An 18,639-nucleotide genomic window follows, 5' to 3' on the forward strand; every position below is an offset into this window, starting at 1 on the left:
CGTCCCCCGCAAGCGGGAGGTACCCCCAGCGCCCGGCTTCGCCGGGCTTGCGATCGTCACTCCCCGACGGGTGACTGCGTTGGTGTGTGCAGTCTGTCCAGGGTCTTGCCCTTACCCAGGTACATGTGCACGCCGCACGGCAGGCACGGGTCGAAGCTGCGCACCGTGCGCATGACGTCGATGCCCTTGAAGTTGTCCCGGCCGTTCTCCTCGAAGATCGGCTGCCCCTGCACCGCGTCCTCGTAGGGGCCCGGTGTGCCGTAGCTGTCGCGCGGGTTGGCGTTCCACGGCGTGGGCGGGTACGGGTGGTAGTTGGCGATCTTGCCGTCCCGGATCACCAGGTGGTGGCTGAGCACGCCGCGCACCGCCTCGGTGAAGCCGCAACCGATGGCCTCGTCGGGCACCTCGAAGCGTTCCCACGTCTTGGTGCGCCCGGCGCGGATCTCCTCGAGCGCCTTCTCGGCGAAGTGCAGCGCGCACGCGGCCGCATAGGCCTGGAAGTAGGTGCGCGCACGGTCGCGTTCGATGGTGTTGCTGCCGTACTTGGGCACCTTCCACTCGAACTCCACCGGACCCTTGAGCGCGGTCTTCGGGAGGTTGATCTTGACGCTGTTGCCGGTCGCCTTGACGTAGCCGATGTCGACCAGCCCGGCCAGCGCCGTCGCCCACAGCCGCGCCAGCGGGCCGCCGCCGGTGTCCAGCGCCAGGTGATCCTGTCCGTCGAACCAGCGCGGCGACATCACCCAGCTGTACTTGCCGCCATCCATGTCGCGCTTCTGCGGGTGCGGGTTGGTGTGCTGGTTCCACGGGTGCCGCCGGTCCACCGCGTTGCCCAGCGGATCGGTCTTGACAAACATCTCCTGATCGGTCCAGTCGTCGTAATACGAACTGCCCAAAAGGATTCGGATGCCCAGGTTGATGTCCACCAGCGAGTGGGTGACCAGCTTGCCGTCGACCACCACGCCGGGCGTGACGAACATCGCGTTGCCCCAGCGCTCCATGTCCTTGTATTCGAAGTTGCACACCTCGGGATCCTGGAAGGAGCCCCAGCAGCCGAGCAGGGTCCGGCGCAGCCCGACCTTCTCGTAGCCGGGCAGCGCGTCGTAGAAGAAGTCGAACAGGTCGTCGTGCATCGGCACGACCTTCTTCATGAACTCGACGTAGCGCATCAGCCGCGTCATGTAGTCCGTCATCAGCTGAATCGTGGCGACGGTGCCCACCCCGCCGGGATACAGCGTGGACGGGTGCACGTGGCGGCCCTCCATGAGGCAGAACATCTCTCGCGTCCAGCGGCTGACCGCCAGCGCCTCGCGGTAGAACTCGCCGCTGAACGGATTGAGCGAGCGCATGATGTCCGCGATCGTCCGGTAGCCGTGCGCGCCGGCCTGCGGCGCGGGCGTCTTCTCCGCCAGCGCGAGCACGCTCGGGTTGGTCTCGGAGACCATCTTCTCGCAGAAGTCCACGCCGACCAGGTTCTCCTGGAAGATGTTGTGGTCGAACATGTATTCCGCGGCCTCGCCCAGGTTGACGATCCACTCACCGAGGTGCGGCGGCTTGACCCCGTACGCCATGTTCTGGGCGTAGCACGAGCAGGTGGCGTGGTTGTCGCCGCAGATGCCGCAGATGCGGCTGGTGATGAAGTGGGCGTCGCGAGGGTCCTTGCCCTTCATGAAGATCGAGTAGCCGCGGAAGATCGACGAGGTGCTGTGGCACTCGACGACCTCCTTGTTCTCGAAGTCGATCTTGGTGTAGATGCCGAGGCTGCCCACGATCCGGGTGATGGGGTCCCAGGCCATGTCGACGAGCTGGCCGGGCTCGCGCTTGGCGGTGGTCGGCTCGGGGACGATAGTTGTCATCGAAGTGTCTCCCTGTGCAGTGGGATGAAAGCGCGCCGACCTGGTAGAGGGGATCTACCAGGTGCGGCGGGCTCCGGTGGTGAGTTTGTCGCCGTTGTGGCGCCAGCGCGGCTCCTTGTCCACGGTGCGCGCCGTGACGCCCCGCAGGCTGCGGATCACCGACCCGTAGAGGCCCGAGGCGGTGGTGGAAACCTTGCCGCCCGGCGGCTCGTCCATGAACGGCATGAACTTGTCCGGGAAGCCCGGCATGGTGCATCCGATGCAGATGCCGCCGACGTTCGGGCAGCCTCCGACACCGTTGATCCAGCCGCGCTTGGGCACGTTGCATTTCACGACGGGGCCCCAACAGCCAAGTTTGACAATGCATTTGGGGGACCCGTACTCGGTGGCGAAATCGCCCTGTTCGTAGTAGCCCGCGCGGTCACACCCCTCGTGCACGGTGTTGCCGAACAACCACTTGGGGCGCAGCGCGTCGTCGAGCGGGATCATCGGCGCCTGACCGGTCGCCATGTAGAGCAGGTAGGTGAGCGTCTCCGACAGGTTGTCCGGCTGGATCGGGCAGCCCGGCACGCAGACGATCGGGATGCCGGCCTTGCTCTTCCACTCCCAGCCGAGGTAGTCGGGGACGCCCATCGCACCGGTCGGGTTGCCGGCCATCGCGTGGATGCCGCCGTAGGTGGCGCAGGTCCCGACCGCGACGACGGCGGTGGCCTTGGGCGTCAGCCGGTCGAGCCACTCACTGGTCGTCATGGGCTGGCCGGTCGCGGGGTCGTTGCCGAACCCGCACCAGTAGCCCTCGTCCTTGATCCTCTCGTTGGGAATGGATCCCTCGACGACGAGCACGAAGGGCTCGAGCTCGCCGCGATCGGCCCTGAAGAACCACTCGAGGAAGTCGTCCGCGCCGCCGTTGGGTCCACATTCGAAATCGATCAGGGGCCAGTGCACGGCAACCTTCGGCAAGCCCGGAAGCGCGCCGAGTGCGATTTCCTCGACGCTGGGCTGGGTGGCCGCAGTCAACGCCACCGAATCGCCGTCGCAACTTAGCCCCGCATTGATCCATAGAACATGAATCAATGTTTCTTCTGCTTTGACTGCCGCTTCAGTTGGCATGACGCAGCTTTCCGGAGCGGGCTGAATGCTCCTACGCCGCCGGAGTCGACCGTCGGCCCACTTGCGCAGCGCTGATTTTGGGTCTACTCCCGCCGCACACCGTTGTCAACGGTGCCCAGTTTGCCGACAAATGCGCATGTGCCCCATAAGGCGAGAATGCCGGCCATTGCCGTTGCGCGACAAGGGAGTACGGCCCTCGCCGCGGCGTAGCCCAACCCGTGAGCCAGCCTAATGAGCGCCCGAAAACGCCGTCATGCGAACGATTCGCAGGATTTTGTCCTGCGAATCAATCGCACCAGCGCATCAGGCGTCGGAGTCCGTGGCGAAGCGCCGCAGCCACCCGAACCAGGCGCCCATGCCGGCCCCGGTGCGCGCGCTGACCGGCAGGATCTCCGCCTCGGCATTGACCTCGCGCACGTGGGCGATGTACGAGTCGACATCGACGTCGAGGTGGGGCACCAGATCAATCTTGTTGAGCAGCACCACATCCACCGAGCGGAACATCACCGGGTACTTCAGCGGCTTGTCCTCGCCCTCGGTCACCGAGTAGACCATGGCCTTAGCGTGCTCGCCGACGTCGAACTCCGCCGGGCAGACCAGGTTGCCGACGTTTTCGATGATCACCAGGTCCAGACCGGGCAGGTCGAGGCCCGGCAGCGCGCGATTGACCATCGGCGCGTCGAGATGGCATTCGCCGCCAAACCCGTTGCTGGTGTTCAGCAGTGACACCTGGGCGCCGCGGCCGCTGAGCTTGGCCGCGTCCAGGTCCGTGGCGATGTCACCCTCGATCACACCGATCGCGAATTCACCGGCGAGCTCGTCCAGCGTCGCCGCGACGATGCTCGTCTTCCCCGATCCCGGTGAACTCATCAGGTTCAGCGTGCGGATCCCGTTGCTCTCGAAGGCCGCCCGATTGGCGTCGGCGAGAACGTCGTTTTCGGCGAAGATCGCCTCCAGCACCTCGATGCGCTGTTTGCCCGTCCGGTAGGAGCTGTGGTCGCCATGATCGTGGTCGGGCTGATCGTGATCGTGGCTGTGCACGGTGCCGTCGTCGTGGCGATGAAATCTGCCCATGATCAAGTCCGTTCCGACGGTTCGGTTTTCACGAGACGTCCAACGACGTCACCAGGAATTCGTTGCCGCGCAGCACCTCGACGTCGGTGCTGTCGCAGCGCGGGCACCAGATCGACCAGGCCGACGTGATCTCGGATTGGCGGCCGCACGAGCGGCAGCGCACCTCGGCGGTGACGCATTCGAGTTCCAGCTCGGCGTCCGGCATGTCCTCGGAGTCGCGGACCAGCGTCCAGCAGAACGACAGCGATTCCGGCACCACCTGGCGGAGGGCCCCGATCCGCACCCGCACGACGTCGACGTGCCGGCCGTCGGCATGCGTCTTGACCAGGCCGGCGATGGCCTCGCACAACGACAGCTCGTGCATGGGACTGTTCTACACCCGACGGGGGTCAGCCCGCCGTCTCGGCCGAACTCCACTTCTCCTCGATGCGCGCGACGCGCCAGACGAGCAGGGCGAGCGCCCAGGTCGCGACGAAGATGCCGACGACGACGAAGCCGACGGTGTTGAGGTCGAGGCCGCCCAGCCAGCGCCAGAACGGACCGCGCCAGCCCAGTTGGTCGGCGAACAGGCCGAGGAGCTCGACGGTCCCGATCAGCAGGGCGACGGCCACCGACAGCCCGGTGATGGTGATGTTGTAGTAGATCTTGCGCACCGGGCTGGCGAAGGCCCAGCCGTAGGCGAAGTTCATAAACGAGCCGTCGATGGTGTCCAGCAGGCACATGCCGGCGGTGAACAGCACCGGCAGGCACAGGATGGCGTACCACGGCAGCCCGGCCGCGGCGCTGGTGCCTGCCAGCACCAGCAACGCGATCTCGGTGGCGGTGTCGAAGCCCAGCCCGAACAACAGCCCGACCGGGTAGAGGTGCCAGGACTTGGTGATCGACCGGGTGAACCGCCCGAGGAACCGGTTGATGAGCCCGCGGTTCTGCAATTGCCGTTCGAGTTCGGATTCGTCGTACTCGCCGCGGCGCAGCCGCAGGAACACGCGCAGGATGCCGACCAGGACGATGACGTTGAGGATGGCGATGAGGTAGAGGAACACCCCGGAGACGCTGGTGCCGATGAGGCCGGTGTAGTGATGCAGCGCCGAGGAGTCGTCCTCGACCGGCCCGGCCGTGGCATCGATGACGGCCCTCGTCCCCGTTGCCAACAGCAGCGCCAGGGCGAAGACCACGGTGGAGTGGCCGAGCGAGAAGAAGAACCCGACGGCCAGGGGGCGCTGCCCGTCGCTCATCAGCTTGCGGGTGGTGTTGTCGATGGCGGCGATGTGGTCGGCGTCGAAGGCGTGCCGCATGCCCAGGGTGTAGGCCGTCAGCCCGACGCCGACGCCAAACGCCTTGCCGCCGAGGCTGAATCGCTCCGGATCCACGATCAGCACCAGGGTGATCCAGCCGGCGAGGTGCAGGGCGGCGATCACCGCCATCATCGACCCCAGCCGCCACCACTCCGCCGGCGCCAAGGTGGCTCGAAGGTTGGCCACCCGCACGACCTTAGGAGGGGCCGCGAGCCAATTGCAAGTCGATTGCAGGAGTCGCGCGGGCGAAAACTGGCAATCCGTGGCGTCGGGCGCGACACTGAACGGGTGAGTTCCAAGGCCCCGGCGCTGGACCCGGCCGTCACCGAACGGATCGGTGACATGCTTCGGGCCCACGGGCTGCGGCGGATGGCGTCGCGGATCCAGGTGCTGGCGGTCCTCGAGCCGGTCAACGGGCACCTGCCGGTGGCGGAGATCCACCAGCGGGTGCGTGCCTGCCTGCCGCCGGGCGGCCAGCCGCCCGACGTCGCAACCATCTACCGCACCGTGACGACCCTGGTCGACCAGGGGGTGCTGCACGCCCTGACCCTCGACGGCGGCGTCGCGACCTACGGGCTGGCCACCGCGCCGCACCACCACGCGGTGTGCACGCGATGCGGCTCGATCATCGAGGTGCCCGCCCGCCAGCTGAGCTCGGCGCTCGAGCACGCGATGGCGGGCAGTTCGTTCGCGCTGTCGGAGGCGGCCGGCCTGACGCTGCGCGGCCTGTGCCCGGGGTGCCAGCGCGGCTGACGATGGCGGCGACCCGCCACGCCCGGCTACGCCGCGCTTGCGATCGCCGCTAGCGCAGGCCCAGTAGGGCGTTCTCGACCACCTCGGGCAGCGCCGGATGAATCCAGTACTGGCCCCGCGCCATCTCCGTGGCGGTCAGCCCGAAGCTCATCGCCTGGATCAGCGGCTGGATGATCGACGACGCCTGGTAGCCCATGATGTGGGCGCCCAGCAGGTACCCGCTGCTGCGCTCGGCGATGAGTTTGACGATGCCGGTGGTGTCTTCCATCGCCCAGCCGTAGGCGACGTCGGCGTAGTCCTGGATCGCGACCGAGATGTCGAATCCCCGTGCGATGGCCTGGTTTTCGGTGAGGCCGACGGTCGCCAGCTGGGGATCGGTGAACACCGCCGACGGCACGAACCGGTGGTCGGTCACGGCCATCGACTCCGTGTCGTCCCAGTCGCACAGCAGGTTGTGCGCCACGACGCGGGCCTCGTGGTTCGCGACGTGCTTGAGCTGGTACGGCGACGAGACGTCGCCGAGCGCGAAAACGCCGCGCGCCGAGGTGCGTTGGTACTCGTCGACCACCACCTGGCCGTTCTGGACATCGATGCCGGCCTGTTCGGCGTCCAGCAGGTCGCCGTTGGGCAACCGGCCGGTCGCCACCAGCAGCAGGTCGGCGTTCAGGATGGACCCGTCGTCGAGCTCCAGGGCGACGCCGGAGCCGCGGTTGGCGGCGCGCGCGACCATCCGGTGGGTGCGCAGCTCCCATTTGCGCGAGGCGATGCGGGTAAACCGTTTGCAGATGGTGTCGTCGAAGTGCCGCAGCAGCGTGGCGCCCCGGACCACCAGCGTGACTCGCACGCCGAGCGCGGAAAAGACGTGGGCGAATTCCGTTGCCACAAAGCCGCTTCCGATGATCACAAGGTGCTCGGGCAGCTCGGGGATGCGCATGATGGTGTCACTGGTGTGGTAATGCACGTCGGAGGCGAGGATGGTCGCCGGGATTATCGGCCGCGAGCCCGCCGCGATCACCACCTGATCGGCGGTGAACTCTTCGCCCGCATCGGTGCGCAACAGGTAGCGCCCGTCGGGCTGAACCGGTCTGAACCGGGTGTGCCGTTCGTACAGGTCGACATTGGGCAGCGAGCGCCGGTAGTCCTCGCCGCTCATCGAGATGGGGTCGATGCGGCCGAAGACACGCGAGACGATCTCGTCCCAGCGCACCCGGTCGATGCGCGCGTCGATGCCATAACGGGCCGCGCCCCGGACGCCCGCCGCGACCTCGGCGGCGTAGACGAACATCTTCGTCGGGATGCACCCGACGTTGAGACAGGTGCCGCCGAAGGTGCCCTGCTCGCAGATGGCCGCGCGCTTGCCGGCGTAGCGCTCGTCGAGAATGGTGTTGCCCGAACCGGTTCCGATGATGGCGATGTCGTAGGTTTCCATCCTTGGGTCCTCACCCCTTCCCCGAGGATGTCGAGGCTTGGCTGTTGTCGCTGCCCAGGTAGTCGTCCAGCCACGCGTCCAGGTGGCGATACGCCATCCGGCGCGGCTCCGGCAACGACAGGAACACGTCGTGTTTGGCGTCGGCCACCGGGACGACGGTGCTGCGTTTCCCGATGCAGCCGGCCCACCTGCCGATCTGGGTGACGTCGAGAACCGCGTCGCCGCGGTGCATGGATTCGGGGTCGTCGGATTCGGCCACGCTGTGGTCCGACCGCAGGATCAGGCTCGGCACCCCGACCTCCAGCCCGCGATGAAGCCGGGTTTGGCCGCGGCGGATGGCGTGCAGCCAGCCGAACGTGATGGGGAAGCCGCCCACCGGCTTCCATTGCAGGTCGTAGTCGAACTCGCCGTGGTAGTCGCGGTGCAGGGTGGTGCCGTAGCCGCCCTCGGTGGGGGCCCGGACCACCCCCTTGGACCGCACCCGCGACAGGCCAGCGATCACCGCCGAGGTCAGCCCGTGGCGCAACACCGCGGGGCCGTGTAGGTCCAGGAACGGGCTGTTGAGCACGAGGCCCCGGACGCCGGCGTGCGTGTCCGGATCCCGCCGGCGCAGCCGGTCCAGCCATAACGACACGATCAGCCCGCCGGAGGAATGGCCGTACACCAGGATCTGGGCGGGCCGGCCGGCGGGCGCGTGCTCATGGATGGCCGACAGGGCGTGTCCGAGTTCGGCGTCGTAGTGGGCGAGGTCGGTGATGAAGTGCGGGGTCTGGCCCTCGCGCCGCGACCGGCCGCATTTCTGGAGGTCCAGCGCATAGAAGGCAAAGCCGCGATCCGCGAAGTGATCGGCCAACTCCGTGTGGAAGAAGTAGTCGGTGTAGCCGTGCACCGCCAGGACCGCGCGGTGATCGCCCCCGGCGGGTTGGCCGCGCCGGATCAGGGTGGCCGCGATGTCGCCCTCGCCGGCGGGATCCGGGCCGAGCGGGATGGTGCGCTGCCAATAGCCGGGCAGCACGTCGGGCACCCAGCCAGTCACGAGGCCAGCTTAAAGGTTTTGCTGGCCGCGGGTGGGCCGCACGCCGTGAGCGCCCGGATCGCGTCGGGATAACCTGGGACGGTGTCAGGGCAGGCCAGAACCGCGCATACCGATGTCGTGCTGGTGGGCGCCGGCATCATGAGCGCGACGCTGGGTGCGTTGCTGCGGCGGCTGCAGCCGGACTGGTCGATCACCCTCGTCGAGCGGCTGGACGCCGTCGCCGCCGAAAGCAGCAGCCCCTGGAACAACGCCGGCACCGGGCACTCCGCGCTGTGCGAGCTGAACTACACCCCGCAGAACCCCGACGGCTCGATCGACATCACCAAAGCGGTCCGCATCAACGAGCAGTTCCAGGTGACGCGCCAATTCTGGGCGTACGCGGTCGAGAACGGCATCCTGACCGATCGCGGGTTCGTCAACCCCGTCCCGCACGTCAGCTTCGTGCGCGGGGCGCCGGGCGTCGACTACCTGCGGCGGCGCCGGCGCGCGCTGGCCGGCAACCCCCTGTTCGCGCGCACCGAGTTGATCGACGACGCGGGTGAGTTCGCGCGCCGGCTGCCGTTGATGGCCGCCAAGCGCGACTTCTCCGAGCCGGTCGCGCTCAACTGGGCCGCCGACGGCACCGACGTCGACTTCGGTGCGCTGGCGCGCCAACTCATCGCCTTTTGCGTGCGCGGCGGCGCCACGGCGCTGTTCGGGCACGAGGTCCGCGACCTGACGCGCCAAACCGGCGGCGGCTGGGCGCTGACCATCCGCAACCGCCGCACCCGCGAAAAGCGCCGGCTGAACGCCAGATTCGCCTTCGTCGGCGCCGGTGGGGATGCGTTGCCGCTGTTGCAGCGGTCGGGCATCGGGGAGGTCAAGGGCTTCGCCGGCTTCCCGATCGGCGGCCGGTTCCTGCGCGCGGAGAACCCGGCGCTCACCGCCGCGCACCGCGCCAAGGTGTACGGCGTGCCCGCGCCGGGGGCCCCGCCGCTCGGGGCGCTGCACCTGGACCTTCGGTTCGTCAACGGCAAGTCGTGGCTGGTGTTCGGGCCGTACGCCGGCTGGTCGCCAAAGTTTTTAAAACACGGCCACTTCACCGACCTGCCCCGCTCGATCAGGCCGGACAACCTGTTGTCGATGCTCGGAGTCGGGGTCACCCAGCTGACACTGGTCAACTACCTGATCGGCCAACTGCGACTCTCCGAACCCGACCGCGTCCGAATGCTGCGCGAATTCGCCCCCAGCGCAAACGATTCCGATTGGGAGCTGACGGNGCACCTGGTGATCACCGGACGCGATGCCCCGCCGCGGTTGGTCGAGGCCGCCGATCTGGTCACCGAGATGACCAAGGTCAAGCACCCCATGGACGCCGGGCGCAAGGGGCAGAAGGGCATCGAGTGGTGAGCGCCCCGGTCTTACCTCGCGAGCGCGCGTGTCTGTACGCCGACACGCCGTCCGGGCTGTCATTCTGCGCACCCTCGCGATGGCGGGTGATGCGATGACCCGCGTCCCCGCGGTGGTCATCGCCGCGCCCGCGTCGGGAAGCGGGAAGACCACCGTCGCAACGGGTTTGATCGGAGCGCTGCGCGGGGCGGGCCACCGCGTCGCGCCGTTCAAGGTGGGCCCCGACTTCATCGACCCCGGCTACCACGGCCTGGCCGCCGGGCGGCCCGGCCGCAACCTCGACCCGGTGTTGGTGGGGGAGGGGCTCATCGGCCCGCTGTACGCGCACGGCAGCCTCGGCGCCGACATCGCCGTGGTCGAGGGGGTGATGGGGCTGTTCGACGCGCGGATCGGAACGACCGCCCCCGCGGCGGGCTCCACCGCGCACGTCGCGGGCCTGCTGGGTGCCCCGGTGCTCCTGGTGGTCGACGCGCGCGGCCAGAGCCAGAGCATCGCCGCGCNAGGTCGTCGTGGTCGGCGGGGGGACCGTCGCTCAGCGCCGATTGCCCCTGCTGATCGCCAGCGGCGCGGACGTGCACGTCATCTCCCGGTCCGCCACCCCGGCCGTCGAGGCGATGGAGGGAATCGTCCTGTCGGTGCGCGAATACCGCGACGGCGACCTCGACGGAGCCTGGTATGCGATCGCGGCCACCGACGACCCGCACGTGAACGCCGCCATCGTCGCCGAGGCCGAACGCCGCCAGATCTTTTGCGTCCGTGCCGACATTGCCGTCGAGGGAACCGCGGTGACCCCGGCGACCTTCAGCTATGCCGGCCTGTCGGTGGGGGTGCTCGCCGGGGGCGAGCACCGGCGATCCGCGGCGATCCGCTCGGCCATCCGGGAGGCGCTGCAGACGGGGCTCATCACCCCGGAAAGCTCGGCGAGCTCCGAGGTGGTGCGCGGTGGGGTGGCGCTGGTCGGCGGCGGTCCCGGCGACCCCGAGCTGATCACGGTGCGCGGCCGCCGCCTGCTCGCCCAGGCCGACGTCGTGGTCGCCGACCGGCTCGCGCCGCCCGAGCTGCTCGCCGAGCTGCCCCCGCACGTGGAAGTCATCGACGCGGCCAAGATTCCGTACGGGCGGGCCATGGCCCAGGACGCGATCAATGACGTCATGATCGAGCGGGCGCGGTCCGGGAGGTTCGTGGTGCGGCTCAAGGGTGGGGATCCCTTCGTCTTCGCGCGCGGGTACGAGGAGGTGCTGGCATGCGCCGAGGCCGGCATCCCGGTGACCGTGGTGCCGGGTGTGACAAGTGCCATAGGCGTGCCCGCTCTGGCGGGCGTCCCCGTCACGCATCGGGGGATAAATCACGAATTCGTGGTGGTCAGCGGCCATGTGGCGCCGGGCCACCCCGAATCGTTAGTAAATTGGGACGCACTGGCCGCGATGAGGGGGACCATCGTTTTGCTGATGGCCGTCGAACGCATCGAGCTTTTCGTCGATGTCTTGTTGAATGGCGGCCGACCTGCGGATACGCCGGTGCTGGTGGTCCAGCACGGAACAACGGCAGCTCAGCACACGTTGCGGGCCAGGCTCGCCGACACGCCGGAGAAGGTTCGCGCGGAGGGGATCCGACCTCCCGCGATCATCGTGATCGGGGCCGTAGCCGCGTTCGGCGTTTAAAAGGATCTTAAGATTACTGTAAGGTAACCCATTATGACGGCTCTCAACGACTCAGAGCGGGCGGTCCAAAACTTGGCATCCGTACGCCCCGATCGTCCGGCCCCGGTGCGCGCAACGCCGCCGGCGGAGACCGCCTCTGCCCGTATCGGCAGGTATTACCCCGCATGGCTGCCCTCCTGGCGCTTCATTGCGGCCGTGATCGCGATCGGTGGCATGCAATTGCTGGCGACCATGGACAGCACGGTCGCGATCGTCGCGCTCCCTAAGATCCAAAACGAGCTGAGCCTGTCCGACGCCGGCCGCAGCTGGGTCATCACCGCGTACGTGCTGACCTTCGGCGGGCTGATGCTGCTCGGCGGGCGCCTCGGCGACACCATCGGGCGCAAGCGCACCTTCATCGTCGGCGTCGCGCTGTTCACCATCTCCTCCGTGCTGTGCGCGGTCGCCTGGGACGAGGCGACCATGGTCATCGCCCGGCTGCTGCAGGGCATCGGATCGGCCATCGCATCGCCCACCGGCCTGGCGTTGGTGGCGACGACCTTCCCGAAGGGGCCCGCGCGCAACGCCGCGACGGCCGTGTTCGCTGCGATGACCGCCGTCGGCTCGGTGATGGGCCTGGTGGTCGGCGGCGCGCTGACCGAATTGTCCTGGCGGCTGGCGTTTTTGGTCAACGTGCCGATCGGGCTGGTGATGATCTACCTGGCCCGCACCGCCCTGCGGGAAACCAACAGGGAGCGGATGAAGCTCGACGCCACCGGCGCCCTGCTGGCCACCCTCGCGTGCACCGCCGCGGTGTTCGCCTTCTCGATGGGCCCGGAAAAGGGCTGGATCTCGGTTACCACCATCGGCTCGGGGGCGGTGGCTTTGGCCGCCGCGCTGGCCTTCGTCGTGGTGGAGCGCACCGCCGAAAACCCCGTCGTGCCGTTCGCGCTGTTCCGCGACCGCAACCGGCTGGCCACCTTCGTCGCGATCTTTCTGGCCGGCGGACTCATGTTCAGCCTGACCGTGTGCATCGGTCTGTACGTGCAGGACATCCTCGGCTACAGCGCGCTGCGCGCCGGCGTCGGCTTCATCCCGTTCGTCATCGCGATGGGGATCGGCCTCGGTGTGTCGTCGCAGCTGGTGTCGCGGTTCTCGCCGCGGGTGCTGACGATCGGCGGCGGGCTGCTGCTGTTCTGGGCCATGATCTCCGGCTGGGCCTTCATGCACCGCGGTGTGCCCTATTTCCCGAACCTGGTCGTGCCCGTCATCGTGGGCGGCATCGGGATCGGCATTTGCGTGGTCCCACTGACTCTGTCGGCGATCGCCGGCGTCGGTTTCGACCAGATCGGCCCGGTGTCGGCCATCGCGCTGATGCTGCAGAGCCTGGGTGGGCCGCTGGTGCTGGCCGTGATCCAGGCCGTGATCACCTCCCGCACGCTGTACATGGGTGGCACCACCGGCCCGGTCAAGTTCATGACCGGCGCCCAACTGGGCGCGCTGGACCACGGCTACACGTACGGGCTGCTGTGGGTGGCCGGCGTGGCCGTGATAGTCGGCGCCGCGGCGCTGCTCATCGGCTACACGCCCGAGCAGGTGGCCCACGCGCAAGAGGTCAAGGACGCGATAGACGCCGGCGAGCTCTAGCTCCCGGCCGGTCAACCGCAGCGATTCTCGGCCGGACACCGCCCGCCACTAGGTCGATAGCCAGGCTAGGCTTGCCCGCTGTGATCACCCGGATGTCCGAGCTGTTCCTGCGCACCCTGCGCGACGACCCCGCCGACGCCGAAGTGCCCAGCCACAAACTCCTCATTCGGGCCGGGTACGTCCGGCCCGTGGCGCCCGGGCTGTACAGCTGGCTGCCGCTGGGCTTGCGGGTGCTGCGCAAGATCGAGCGGATCGTGCGCGACGAGATGAACGCGATTGGCGGGCAAGAGATCCTGTTCCCGGCCCTGCTGCCGCGCGGCCCGTACGAAACCACCAACCGGTGGACCGAGTACGGCGACGGGGTGTTTCGGCTGCAGGACCGCCGCGGCAACGACTACCTGCTGGGCCCCACCCACGAGGAGCTGTTCGCGCTGACCGTGAAGGGTGAATACAGCTCCTACAAAGACTTTCCGCTGCTGCTGTTCCAAATCCAGAACAAGTACCGCGACGAGGCCCGGCCGCGGGCCGGCATCCTGCGCGTCCGGGAGTTCCTGATGAAGGACTCCTATTCGTTCGACGTCGACGACGCCGGGCTCAAGGCCGCCTATCACGCGCACCGGGAGGCCTACCAGCGCATCTTCTCCCGGCTGCAGGTGCGCTACGTCATCGTGTCGGCCGTGTCGGGGGCGATGGGCGGCAGCGCGTCCGAGGAATTCCTGGCCGAAAGCCCCGTTGGCGAGGACACCTTCGTGCGCTGCCTGGAGTCCGGGTACGCGGCCAACGTCGAGGCGGTCATCACCGCACGCCCGGAGGCGCTGCCGATCGAGGGACAGCCCGAGGCGGTGGTCCACGACACCGGTGACACCCCCACCATCGCGACCCTGGTGGAGTGGGCCAACACGGCCGGTCTTGGCCGCACCGTCACCGCGGCCGACACGCTGAAGAACGTCCTGCTGAAGGTGCGCCAGCCCGGCGGGGAGTGGGAGCTGCTGGCCATCGGGGTGCCCGGCGACCGCGAGGTCGACGACAAGCGGCTGGGCGCGGCGCTGGAACCGGCCGAGTACGCGCTGCTCGACGACGCCGACTTCGCCAGGCATCCGTTCCTGGTCAAGGGTTATATCGGTCCGAAAGCCTTGCGCGACAACGGTGTTCGCTATCTCGTCGACCCGCGGGTGGTCGACGGCACCAGCTGGATCACCGGCGCCGACGAGCCCGGCCGGCACGTCGTCGGCCTGGTGGCCGGCCGGGATTTCACGGCCGACGGCACCATCGAGGCCGCCGAGGTGCGCGACGGCGACCCCTCCCCGGACGGCGCCGGCCCACTGGTATCGGCCCGCGGCATCGAGATCGGCCACATCTTCCAGCTCGGCCGCAAGTACACCGACGCCTTCACCGTCGACGTCCTCGGCGAGGACGGCAAGCCGGTGCGGCTGACCATGGGCTCCTACGGCCTGGGGGTGTCGCGGATGGTGGCCGTCATCGCCGAGCAGCACCATGACGAGCTCGGGCTGCGCTGGCCGCCGGCCGTCGCGCCGTTCGACGTGCACCTGGTGATCGCCAACAAAGACGCCGAGGCCCGCGCCGGGGCGATGGCGCTGGCCGCCGACCTGGACCGGTTGGGTGTCGAGGTGCTGCTCGACGACCGCCAGGCATCGCCCGGGGTGAAGTTCAAGGACGCCGAGCTGCTGGGCGTGCCGTGGATCGTCGTGGTGGGGCGCGGCTGGGCCGACGGCGTGGTCGAACTGCGCGACCGCTTCGGCGGGCAAACCCGCGAGCTGACCGTCGGGGCGTCGCTGGCCACCGACCTCGCGGCGGCCGTCAACGGATAAGGCGGTCGACACTGTGTTTGCTGGCGAGATCGCGCTACGCTGACTTTTTCCCGTCGAGCGCGTCGGTGGGAGGCAGCCGATGTCCTTTGTGATTGCGGCCCCCGACCTGGTGATGGCGGCGGCCTCCGACTTGGCGAATATCCGCTCTGCGATGAGCGCGGCCAATGCCGCCGCGGCGGCCACCACCACGGACGTGACGGCCGCTGGCGCCGATGAGGTGTCGGCGACGGTGGCCGCGCTGTTCGGCGCGCACGCTCAGGGCTACCAGGCGCTGAGCGCACAGGCGGCGGCATTTCACGACCAGTTCGTGCGGGTGCTGAGCGCGGGCGCCGGGGCGTATGCGGCCACCGAGGCGGCCTACGCCTCGCCGCTGCAGACCCTCGAGCAGGACGCGCTGGGGGTGATCAACGCCCCCACCGAGGCGCTGCTGGGGNCGCGGACACGATCCCGTAGCCATAGATCGTCGAGTGTTCGACGGCCAGGGCGTCGCACAGCGCGGCGTTGTCGGCGTCTTTGCCGGACGTCATGGGGAGCCCGATGTCATATCGAGGGGCCCCCGGGCACCAGTGCCACCTGGTAGGAGGCCGTGCACGACGCGGCGATGGACGCCAGCAGCCCGGACCGGTAGCCCGATTCGGTCGTCACCAGGCGCCCGGCGCTTTCGGCCGACGCGCGCAGCGAATTGATCACGTCGGACACCGGCGGCGGAGGCGGCGGCGGGCCCGGTTCGGCCTGGCTGGAGCTGGTGCTCGGGGGGGTCGTCTCGCTCGAGGAGGACGTCAGCTTGCCGGCGGCCCGCGCGATCTCGGTGGACAGGGCGCGGGCGTGGGCGGCGCGCTGGGTGGCGACCACGGTCAGCGCGGCCGCGATCTGGGGCGCGACGCCGACGGCCGCGGCGGCGGCACCGGCGAGCGCGCTGTCCTTGCGGGCCTGGTCCAGCGGCCCCAGCAGGTTCTCGACGGCGGGCGGCTTGGGCGGGGACTCGCCGCAGGCGGATGCGACCACCCCGAACGCGGCAAGGGCCGCGGCACCGGCGAGCACGCCCCGCCTGTTGGTGACGGGTACTGCGCTAGGCACAGCAACATCCTGCCATCGGCGGGCCCCGACATGCCGGAGGGCAGGTCCGAGGACCGTGACCATCCGGCGATCACGCCGTCATCGGCGATTCCTGGCGTATCGTGGATAGCTGACTCAGAGCGGAAGCCGCTCGGAAGCCACCCGGGTGGCGACATCCGACCGATGACCGGACAACTCAAGATGAGGAGCTCGCCGTGACCACCGGGCTACCTTCGCAGACGCAGGTGATCGAGCTACTCGGCGGTGAGTTCGCGCGCGCCGGTTACGAAATCGAAGACGTGGTCATCGACACCCGGGCGCGGCCGCCCCGGATCACCGTGATCGCCGACGGCGACGACCCCTTGGACCTCGACACGGTAGCCACCCTGTCGCGTTCGGCCTCGGCTTTGCTGGACGGACTGGAAAACGCCGCGGACCGCTATGTGCTCGAGGTGAGTTCGCCCGGTGTGGACCGCCCCCTGACCAGCTCGAAGCACTTCCGCCGCGCCCGTGGCCGCAAGGTCGAGCTCGCGTTGTCGGACGGATCGCGGCTGACCGGGCGCCTCGGCGAGACCCGCGACGACACCGTCGCCCTGGTGGTCCGCGCGGGCCGGGACTGGACGGTGCGCGAAATCCCGCTCGCTGAAATCGTGAAAGCTGTTGTGCAAGTTGAGTTTTCGCCCCCCGCACCCGCGGAGCTGGAGCTGGCTGGGGCGGTGCGGGGTCGGCCCGATGGAACGGAGGCCGGAGCATGAACATCGACATGGGCGCGCTGCACGCGATCGAGGTGGACCGGGGCATCTCGGTCAACGAGTTGCTCGAGACCATCAAATCCGCGCTGCTGACCGCCTATCGGCACACGCAGGGCCACCAGATGGATGCGCGCATCGAGATCGACCGCAAGACCGGCGTGGTGCGCGTGATCGCCTGCGAGACAGACGAGGACGGCAACGTCATCAGTGAATGGGACGACACCCCCGAGGGTTTCGGGCGCATCGCCGCCACGACGGCACGCCAGGTCATGCTGCAGCGATTCCGGGACGCCGAAAACGAGCGGACCTACGGCGAGTTCTCCACCCGGGAAGGGGAGATCGTCGCGGGCGTCATCCAGCGCGACAGCCGGGCCAACGCCCGCGGGCTGGTCGTGGTGCGGATGGGCACCGAGACCAAGGCGTCCGAGGGCGTCATCCCGGCCGCCGAACAGGTTCCCGGCGAAAGCTACGAGCACGGCAACCGGATCCGCTGCTACGTCGTCGGCGTGACGCGCGGGGCCCGCGAGCCGCTGATCACGCTGTCGCGCACCCACCCCAACCTGGTGCGCAAGCTGTTCTCGCTGGAAGTCCCCGAAATCGCCGACGGATCGGTGGAGATCGTGGCGGTGGCCCGCGAGGCCGGCCACCGCTCCAAGATCGCGGTGCGCTCGAACGTTCCCGGCCTGAACGCCAAGGGCGCCTGCATCGGCCCGATGGGTCAGCGGGTCCGCAACGTGATGAGCGAGCTGTCCGGGGAGAAGATCGACATCATCGACTACGACGAGGACCCGGCCCGCTTCGTCGCCAACGCGCTGTCACCGGCCAAGGTGGTCTCCGTGTCGGTCATCGACCAGACCGGCCGGGCCGCCCGCGTGGTGGTCCCCGACTTTCAGTTGTCGCTGGCCATCGGCAAGGAGGGCCAGAACGCCCGGCTTGCCGCGCGGCTCACCGGGTGGCGCATCGACATCCGCGGGGATTCCCCGGGGCACGCCGAGACCCAGTCCGAACACGGCGCCGGCCACCCCGTGGCGCACGACCGCTAGGCGCGGCTTCGGGTGGTTCTGACCTCCGGTCAAAGGACGCTAGACTGAGCCGTGATCCAGCGCGAGCCTTCGGTCTTGGCGCACAGAAGCACTGATGGACCGGTGCGGACGTGTGTGGGGTGCCGAAAGCGAGAGCTGGCCGCCGAACTGCTTCGAGTGGTGGCTGTGTCGACGGGGAACGGCGAATATGCCGCGATCGTTGACGACAGGAGTAGCCTGCCGGGGCGGGGTGCATGGCTGCATCCCGTGCCACAGTGCGTGCAACAGGCGATTCGGCGGCGCGCTCTCACCAAAGCGTTGCGCATCACCGGTCCACTGGACACATCCGGGGTGGTCGAGCACTTCCAAGTGCTCGACTCGCCCGGCAACAGAAGAGGCAGCAAAGAACATGAGCACACCGTGAAGTCCCGATGACTCGGATCCCCATGCGTTACAGCTAATACCCGAGGCGCGGCCCACTGCTGTCGCCTCATAGACAGGAGATGTGGTGGCAGGTAAGGCCCGCGTACACGAGTTGGCTAAGGAACTCGGTGTCAGCAGCAAGGAAGTCCTCGCCCGACTGAATGAACAGGGCGAATTCGTCAAATCCGCGTCGTCGACGGTAGAGGCACCGGTGGCTCGCCGGCTGCGTGAGTCCTTCGGGGGCGGCAAGCCGGCGCCCGCCAAGGCCTCTGAAAAGACGGCCAAGGGACCGGACAAGTCCCTCGACAAAGCGCTCGCCAAGCGGAGC

General features: G+C 68.6%; 16 protein-coding genes and 5 pseudogenes. 12 read left to right on the forward strand and 9 right to left on the reverse strand.

Features of this window, described 5'->3' with window-relative positions:
• Window positions 1–56: 56 nt before the first annotated feature.
• From BN4348_RS35055 to nicT, 5 genes are all read right to left on the reverse strand, one after another.
• Complete coding sequence (locus tag BN4348_RS35055; RefSeq protein WP_066909617.1) at window positions 57–1,856, reverse strand: nickel-dependent hydrogenase large subunit; 1,800 nt, start codon at window positions 1,854–1,856, stop codon at window positions 57–59.
• Between the two features lie 54 nt (window positions 1,857–1,910).
• Window positions 1,911–2,966 (reverse strand): NADH-quinone oxidoreductase subunit B family protein, encoded by a 1,056-nt coding sequence (locus tag BN4348_RS35060; RefSeq protein WP_066909620.1) that lies wholly within the window; start codon window positions 2,964–2,966, stop codon window positions 1,911–1,913.
• A gap of 303 nt (window positions 2,967–3,269) precedes the next feature.
• The gene (hypB, locus tag BN4348_RS35065) at window positions 3,270–4,040 is read right to left on the reverse strand and encodes a hydrogenase nickel incorporation protein HypB (RefSeq protein WP_066909623.1); all 771 of its coding nucleotides are present in this window, start codon (window positions 4,038–4,040) and stop codon (window positions 3,270–3,272) included.
• Window positions 4,041–4,068: 28 nt separating this feature from the next.
• A complete protein-coding gene (locus tag BN4348_RS35070; protein ID WP_066909626.1) occupies window positions 4,069–4,404 on the reverse strand; it encodes a hydrogenase maturation nickel metallochaperone HypA in 336 nt (111 codons plus the stop codon).
• Between the two features lie 25 nt (window positions 4,405–4,429).
• Entirely contained in the window at window positions 4,430–5,527 is a 1,098-nt protein-coding gene (gene nicT / locus BN4348_RS35075; protein WP_066909629.1) for a Nickel transporter NicT, read from the reverse strand.
• Between the two features lie 150 nt (window positions 5,528–5,677).
• Here nicT and BN4348_RS35080 point away from each other — a divergent pair, with 150 nt between their 5' ends.
• The gene (locus BN4348_RS35080) at window positions 5,678–6,088 is read left to right on the forward strand and encodes a Fur family transcriptional regulator (protein WP_407937916.1); all 411 of its coding nucleotides are present in this window, start codon (window positions 5,678–5,680) and stop codon (window positions 6,086–6,088) included.
• Window positions 6,089–6,137: 49 nt separating this feature from the next.
• Here BN4348_RS35080 and mtr read toward each other — a convergent pair whose 3' ends face one another.
• Together mtr and BN4348_RS35090 are read right to left on the reverse strand one after the other, a co-directional pair.
• Window positions 6,138–7,517: a mycothione reductase gene (gene mtr, locus BN4348_RS35085; RefSeq protein ID WP_066909634.1), complete on the reverse strand. Its 1,380-nt coding sequence runs from the start codon at window positions 7,515–7,517 to the stop codon at window positions 6,138–6,140.
• A gap of 10 nt (window positions 7,518–7,527) precedes the next feature.
• The gene (locus tag BN4348_RS35090) at window positions 7,528–8,553 is read right to left on the reverse strand and encodes an alpha/beta hydrolase (protein WP_066909637.1); all 1,026 of its coding nucleotides are present in this window, start codon (window positions 8,551–8,553) and stop codon (window positions 7,528–7,530) included.
• Window positions 8,554–8,634: 81 nt separating this feature from the next.
• On the opposite strand from BN4348_RS35090, the pseudogene mqo reads away from it, so the two are divergent.
• The 7 genes and pseudogenes from mqo to BN4348_RS60720 all read left to right on the forward strand — a co-directional run.
• A pseudogene (gene mqo, locus BN4348_RS35095) lies at window positions 8,635–9,810 on the forward strand (malate dehydrogenase (quinone)); the annotation flags it as partial.
• 3 nt (window positions 9,811–9,813) lie between these two features.
• Window positions 9,814–9,942, forward strand: a pseudogene (locus BN4348_RS60715) (cob(I)yrinic acid a,c-diamide adenosyltransferase); the annotation flags it as partial.
• 94 nt (window positions 9,943–10,036) lie between these two features.
• A pseudogene (locus BN4348_RS62700) lies at window positions 10,037–10,156 on the forward strand (nucleotide-binding protein); the annotation flags it as partial.
• Between the two features lie 229 nt (window positions 10,157–10,385).
• Window positions 10,386–11,603, forward strand: coding sequence for a uroporphyrinogen-III C-methyltransferase (gene cobA, locus BN4348_RS35105; RefSeq protein ID WP_066909640.1), 1,218 nt, complete (start codon window positions 10,386–10,388; stop codon window positions 11,601–11,603).
• A gap of 33 nt (window positions 11,604–11,636) precedes the next feature.
• Window positions 11,637–13,229: an MFS transporter gene (locus BN4348_RS35110; RefSeq protein WP_066909643.1), complete on the forward strand. Its 1,593-nt coding sequence runs from the start codon at window positions 11,637–11,639 to the stop codon at window positions 13,227–13,229.
• A gap of 80 nt (window positions 13,230–13,309) precedes the next feature.
• On the forward strand, window positions 13,310–15,058 hold the full coding sequence (locus BN4348_RS35115; protein ID WP_066909646.1) for a proline--tRNA ligase: 1,749 nt from the start codon (window positions 13,310–13,312) through the stop codon (window positions 15,056–15,058).
• Window positions 15,059–15,137: 79 nt separating this feature from the next.
• Window positions 15,138–15,491: pseudogene (locus BN4348_RS60720) on the forward strand (PE family protein); the annotation flags it as partial.
• A gap of 1 nt (window position 15,492) precedes the next feature.
• Here BN4348_RS60720 and BN4348_RS60725 read toward each other — a convergent pair.
• Both BN4348_RS60725 and BN4348_RS35130 read right to left on the reverse strand, forming a co-directional pair.
• A pseudogene (locus tag BN4348_RS60725) lies at window positions 15,493–15,567 on the reverse strand (ferritin-like domain-containing protein); the annotation flags it as partial.
• 31 nt (window positions 15,568–15,598) lie between these two features.
• A complete protein-coding gene (locus BN4348_RS35130; protein WP_066909652.1) occupies window positions 15,599–16,135 on the reverse strand; it encodes a hypothetical protein in 537 nt (178 codons plus the stop codon).
• Window positions 16,136–16,329: 194 nt separating this feature from the next.
• Between BN4348_RS35130 and rimP the strand changes: the two genes are divergently transcribed.
• The 4 genes from rimP to BN4348_RS35150 form a co-directional block, all read left to right on the forward strand.
• Window positions 16,330–16,869 carry a ribosome maturation factor RimP gene (rimP, locus tag BN4348_RS35135; RefSeq protein ID WP_066909655.1) on the forward strand — a complete coding sequence of 180 codons (540 nt, stop codon included), beginning with the start codon at window positions 16,330–16,332 and terminating at the stop codon, window positions 16,867–16,869.
• On the forward strand, window positions 16,866–17,909 hold the full coding sequence (nusA, locus tag BN4348_RS35140; RefSeq protein WP_066909658.1) for a transcription termination factor NusA: 1,044 nt from the start codon (window positions 16,866–16,868) through the stop codon (window positions 17,907–17,909). The genes rimP and nusA overlap by 4 nt, the downstream gene beginning before the upstream one ends.
• 165 nt (window positions 17,910–18,074) lie before the next feature.
• Window positions 18,075–18,323, forward strand: coding sequence for a YlxR family protein (locus tag BN4348_RS35145; RefSeq protein ID WP_407937891.1), 249 nt, complete (start codon window positions 18,075–18,077; stop codon window positions 18,321–18,323).
• Between the two features lie 70 nt (window positions 18,324–18,393).
• A partial coding sequence (locus BN4348_RS35150) for a translation initiation factor IF-2 N-terminal domain-containing protein (protein WP_407937892.1) occupies window positions 18,394–18,639 on the forward strand: 246 nt, incomplete at its 3' end.

The sequence above is a fragment of the Mycobacterium interjectum genome, from assembly GCF_900078675.2.
In the GTDB taxonomy this organism is placed as follows: Bacteria; Actinomycetota; Actinomycetes; order Mycobacteriales; family Mycobacteriaceae; genus Mycobacterium; species Mycobacterium interjectum.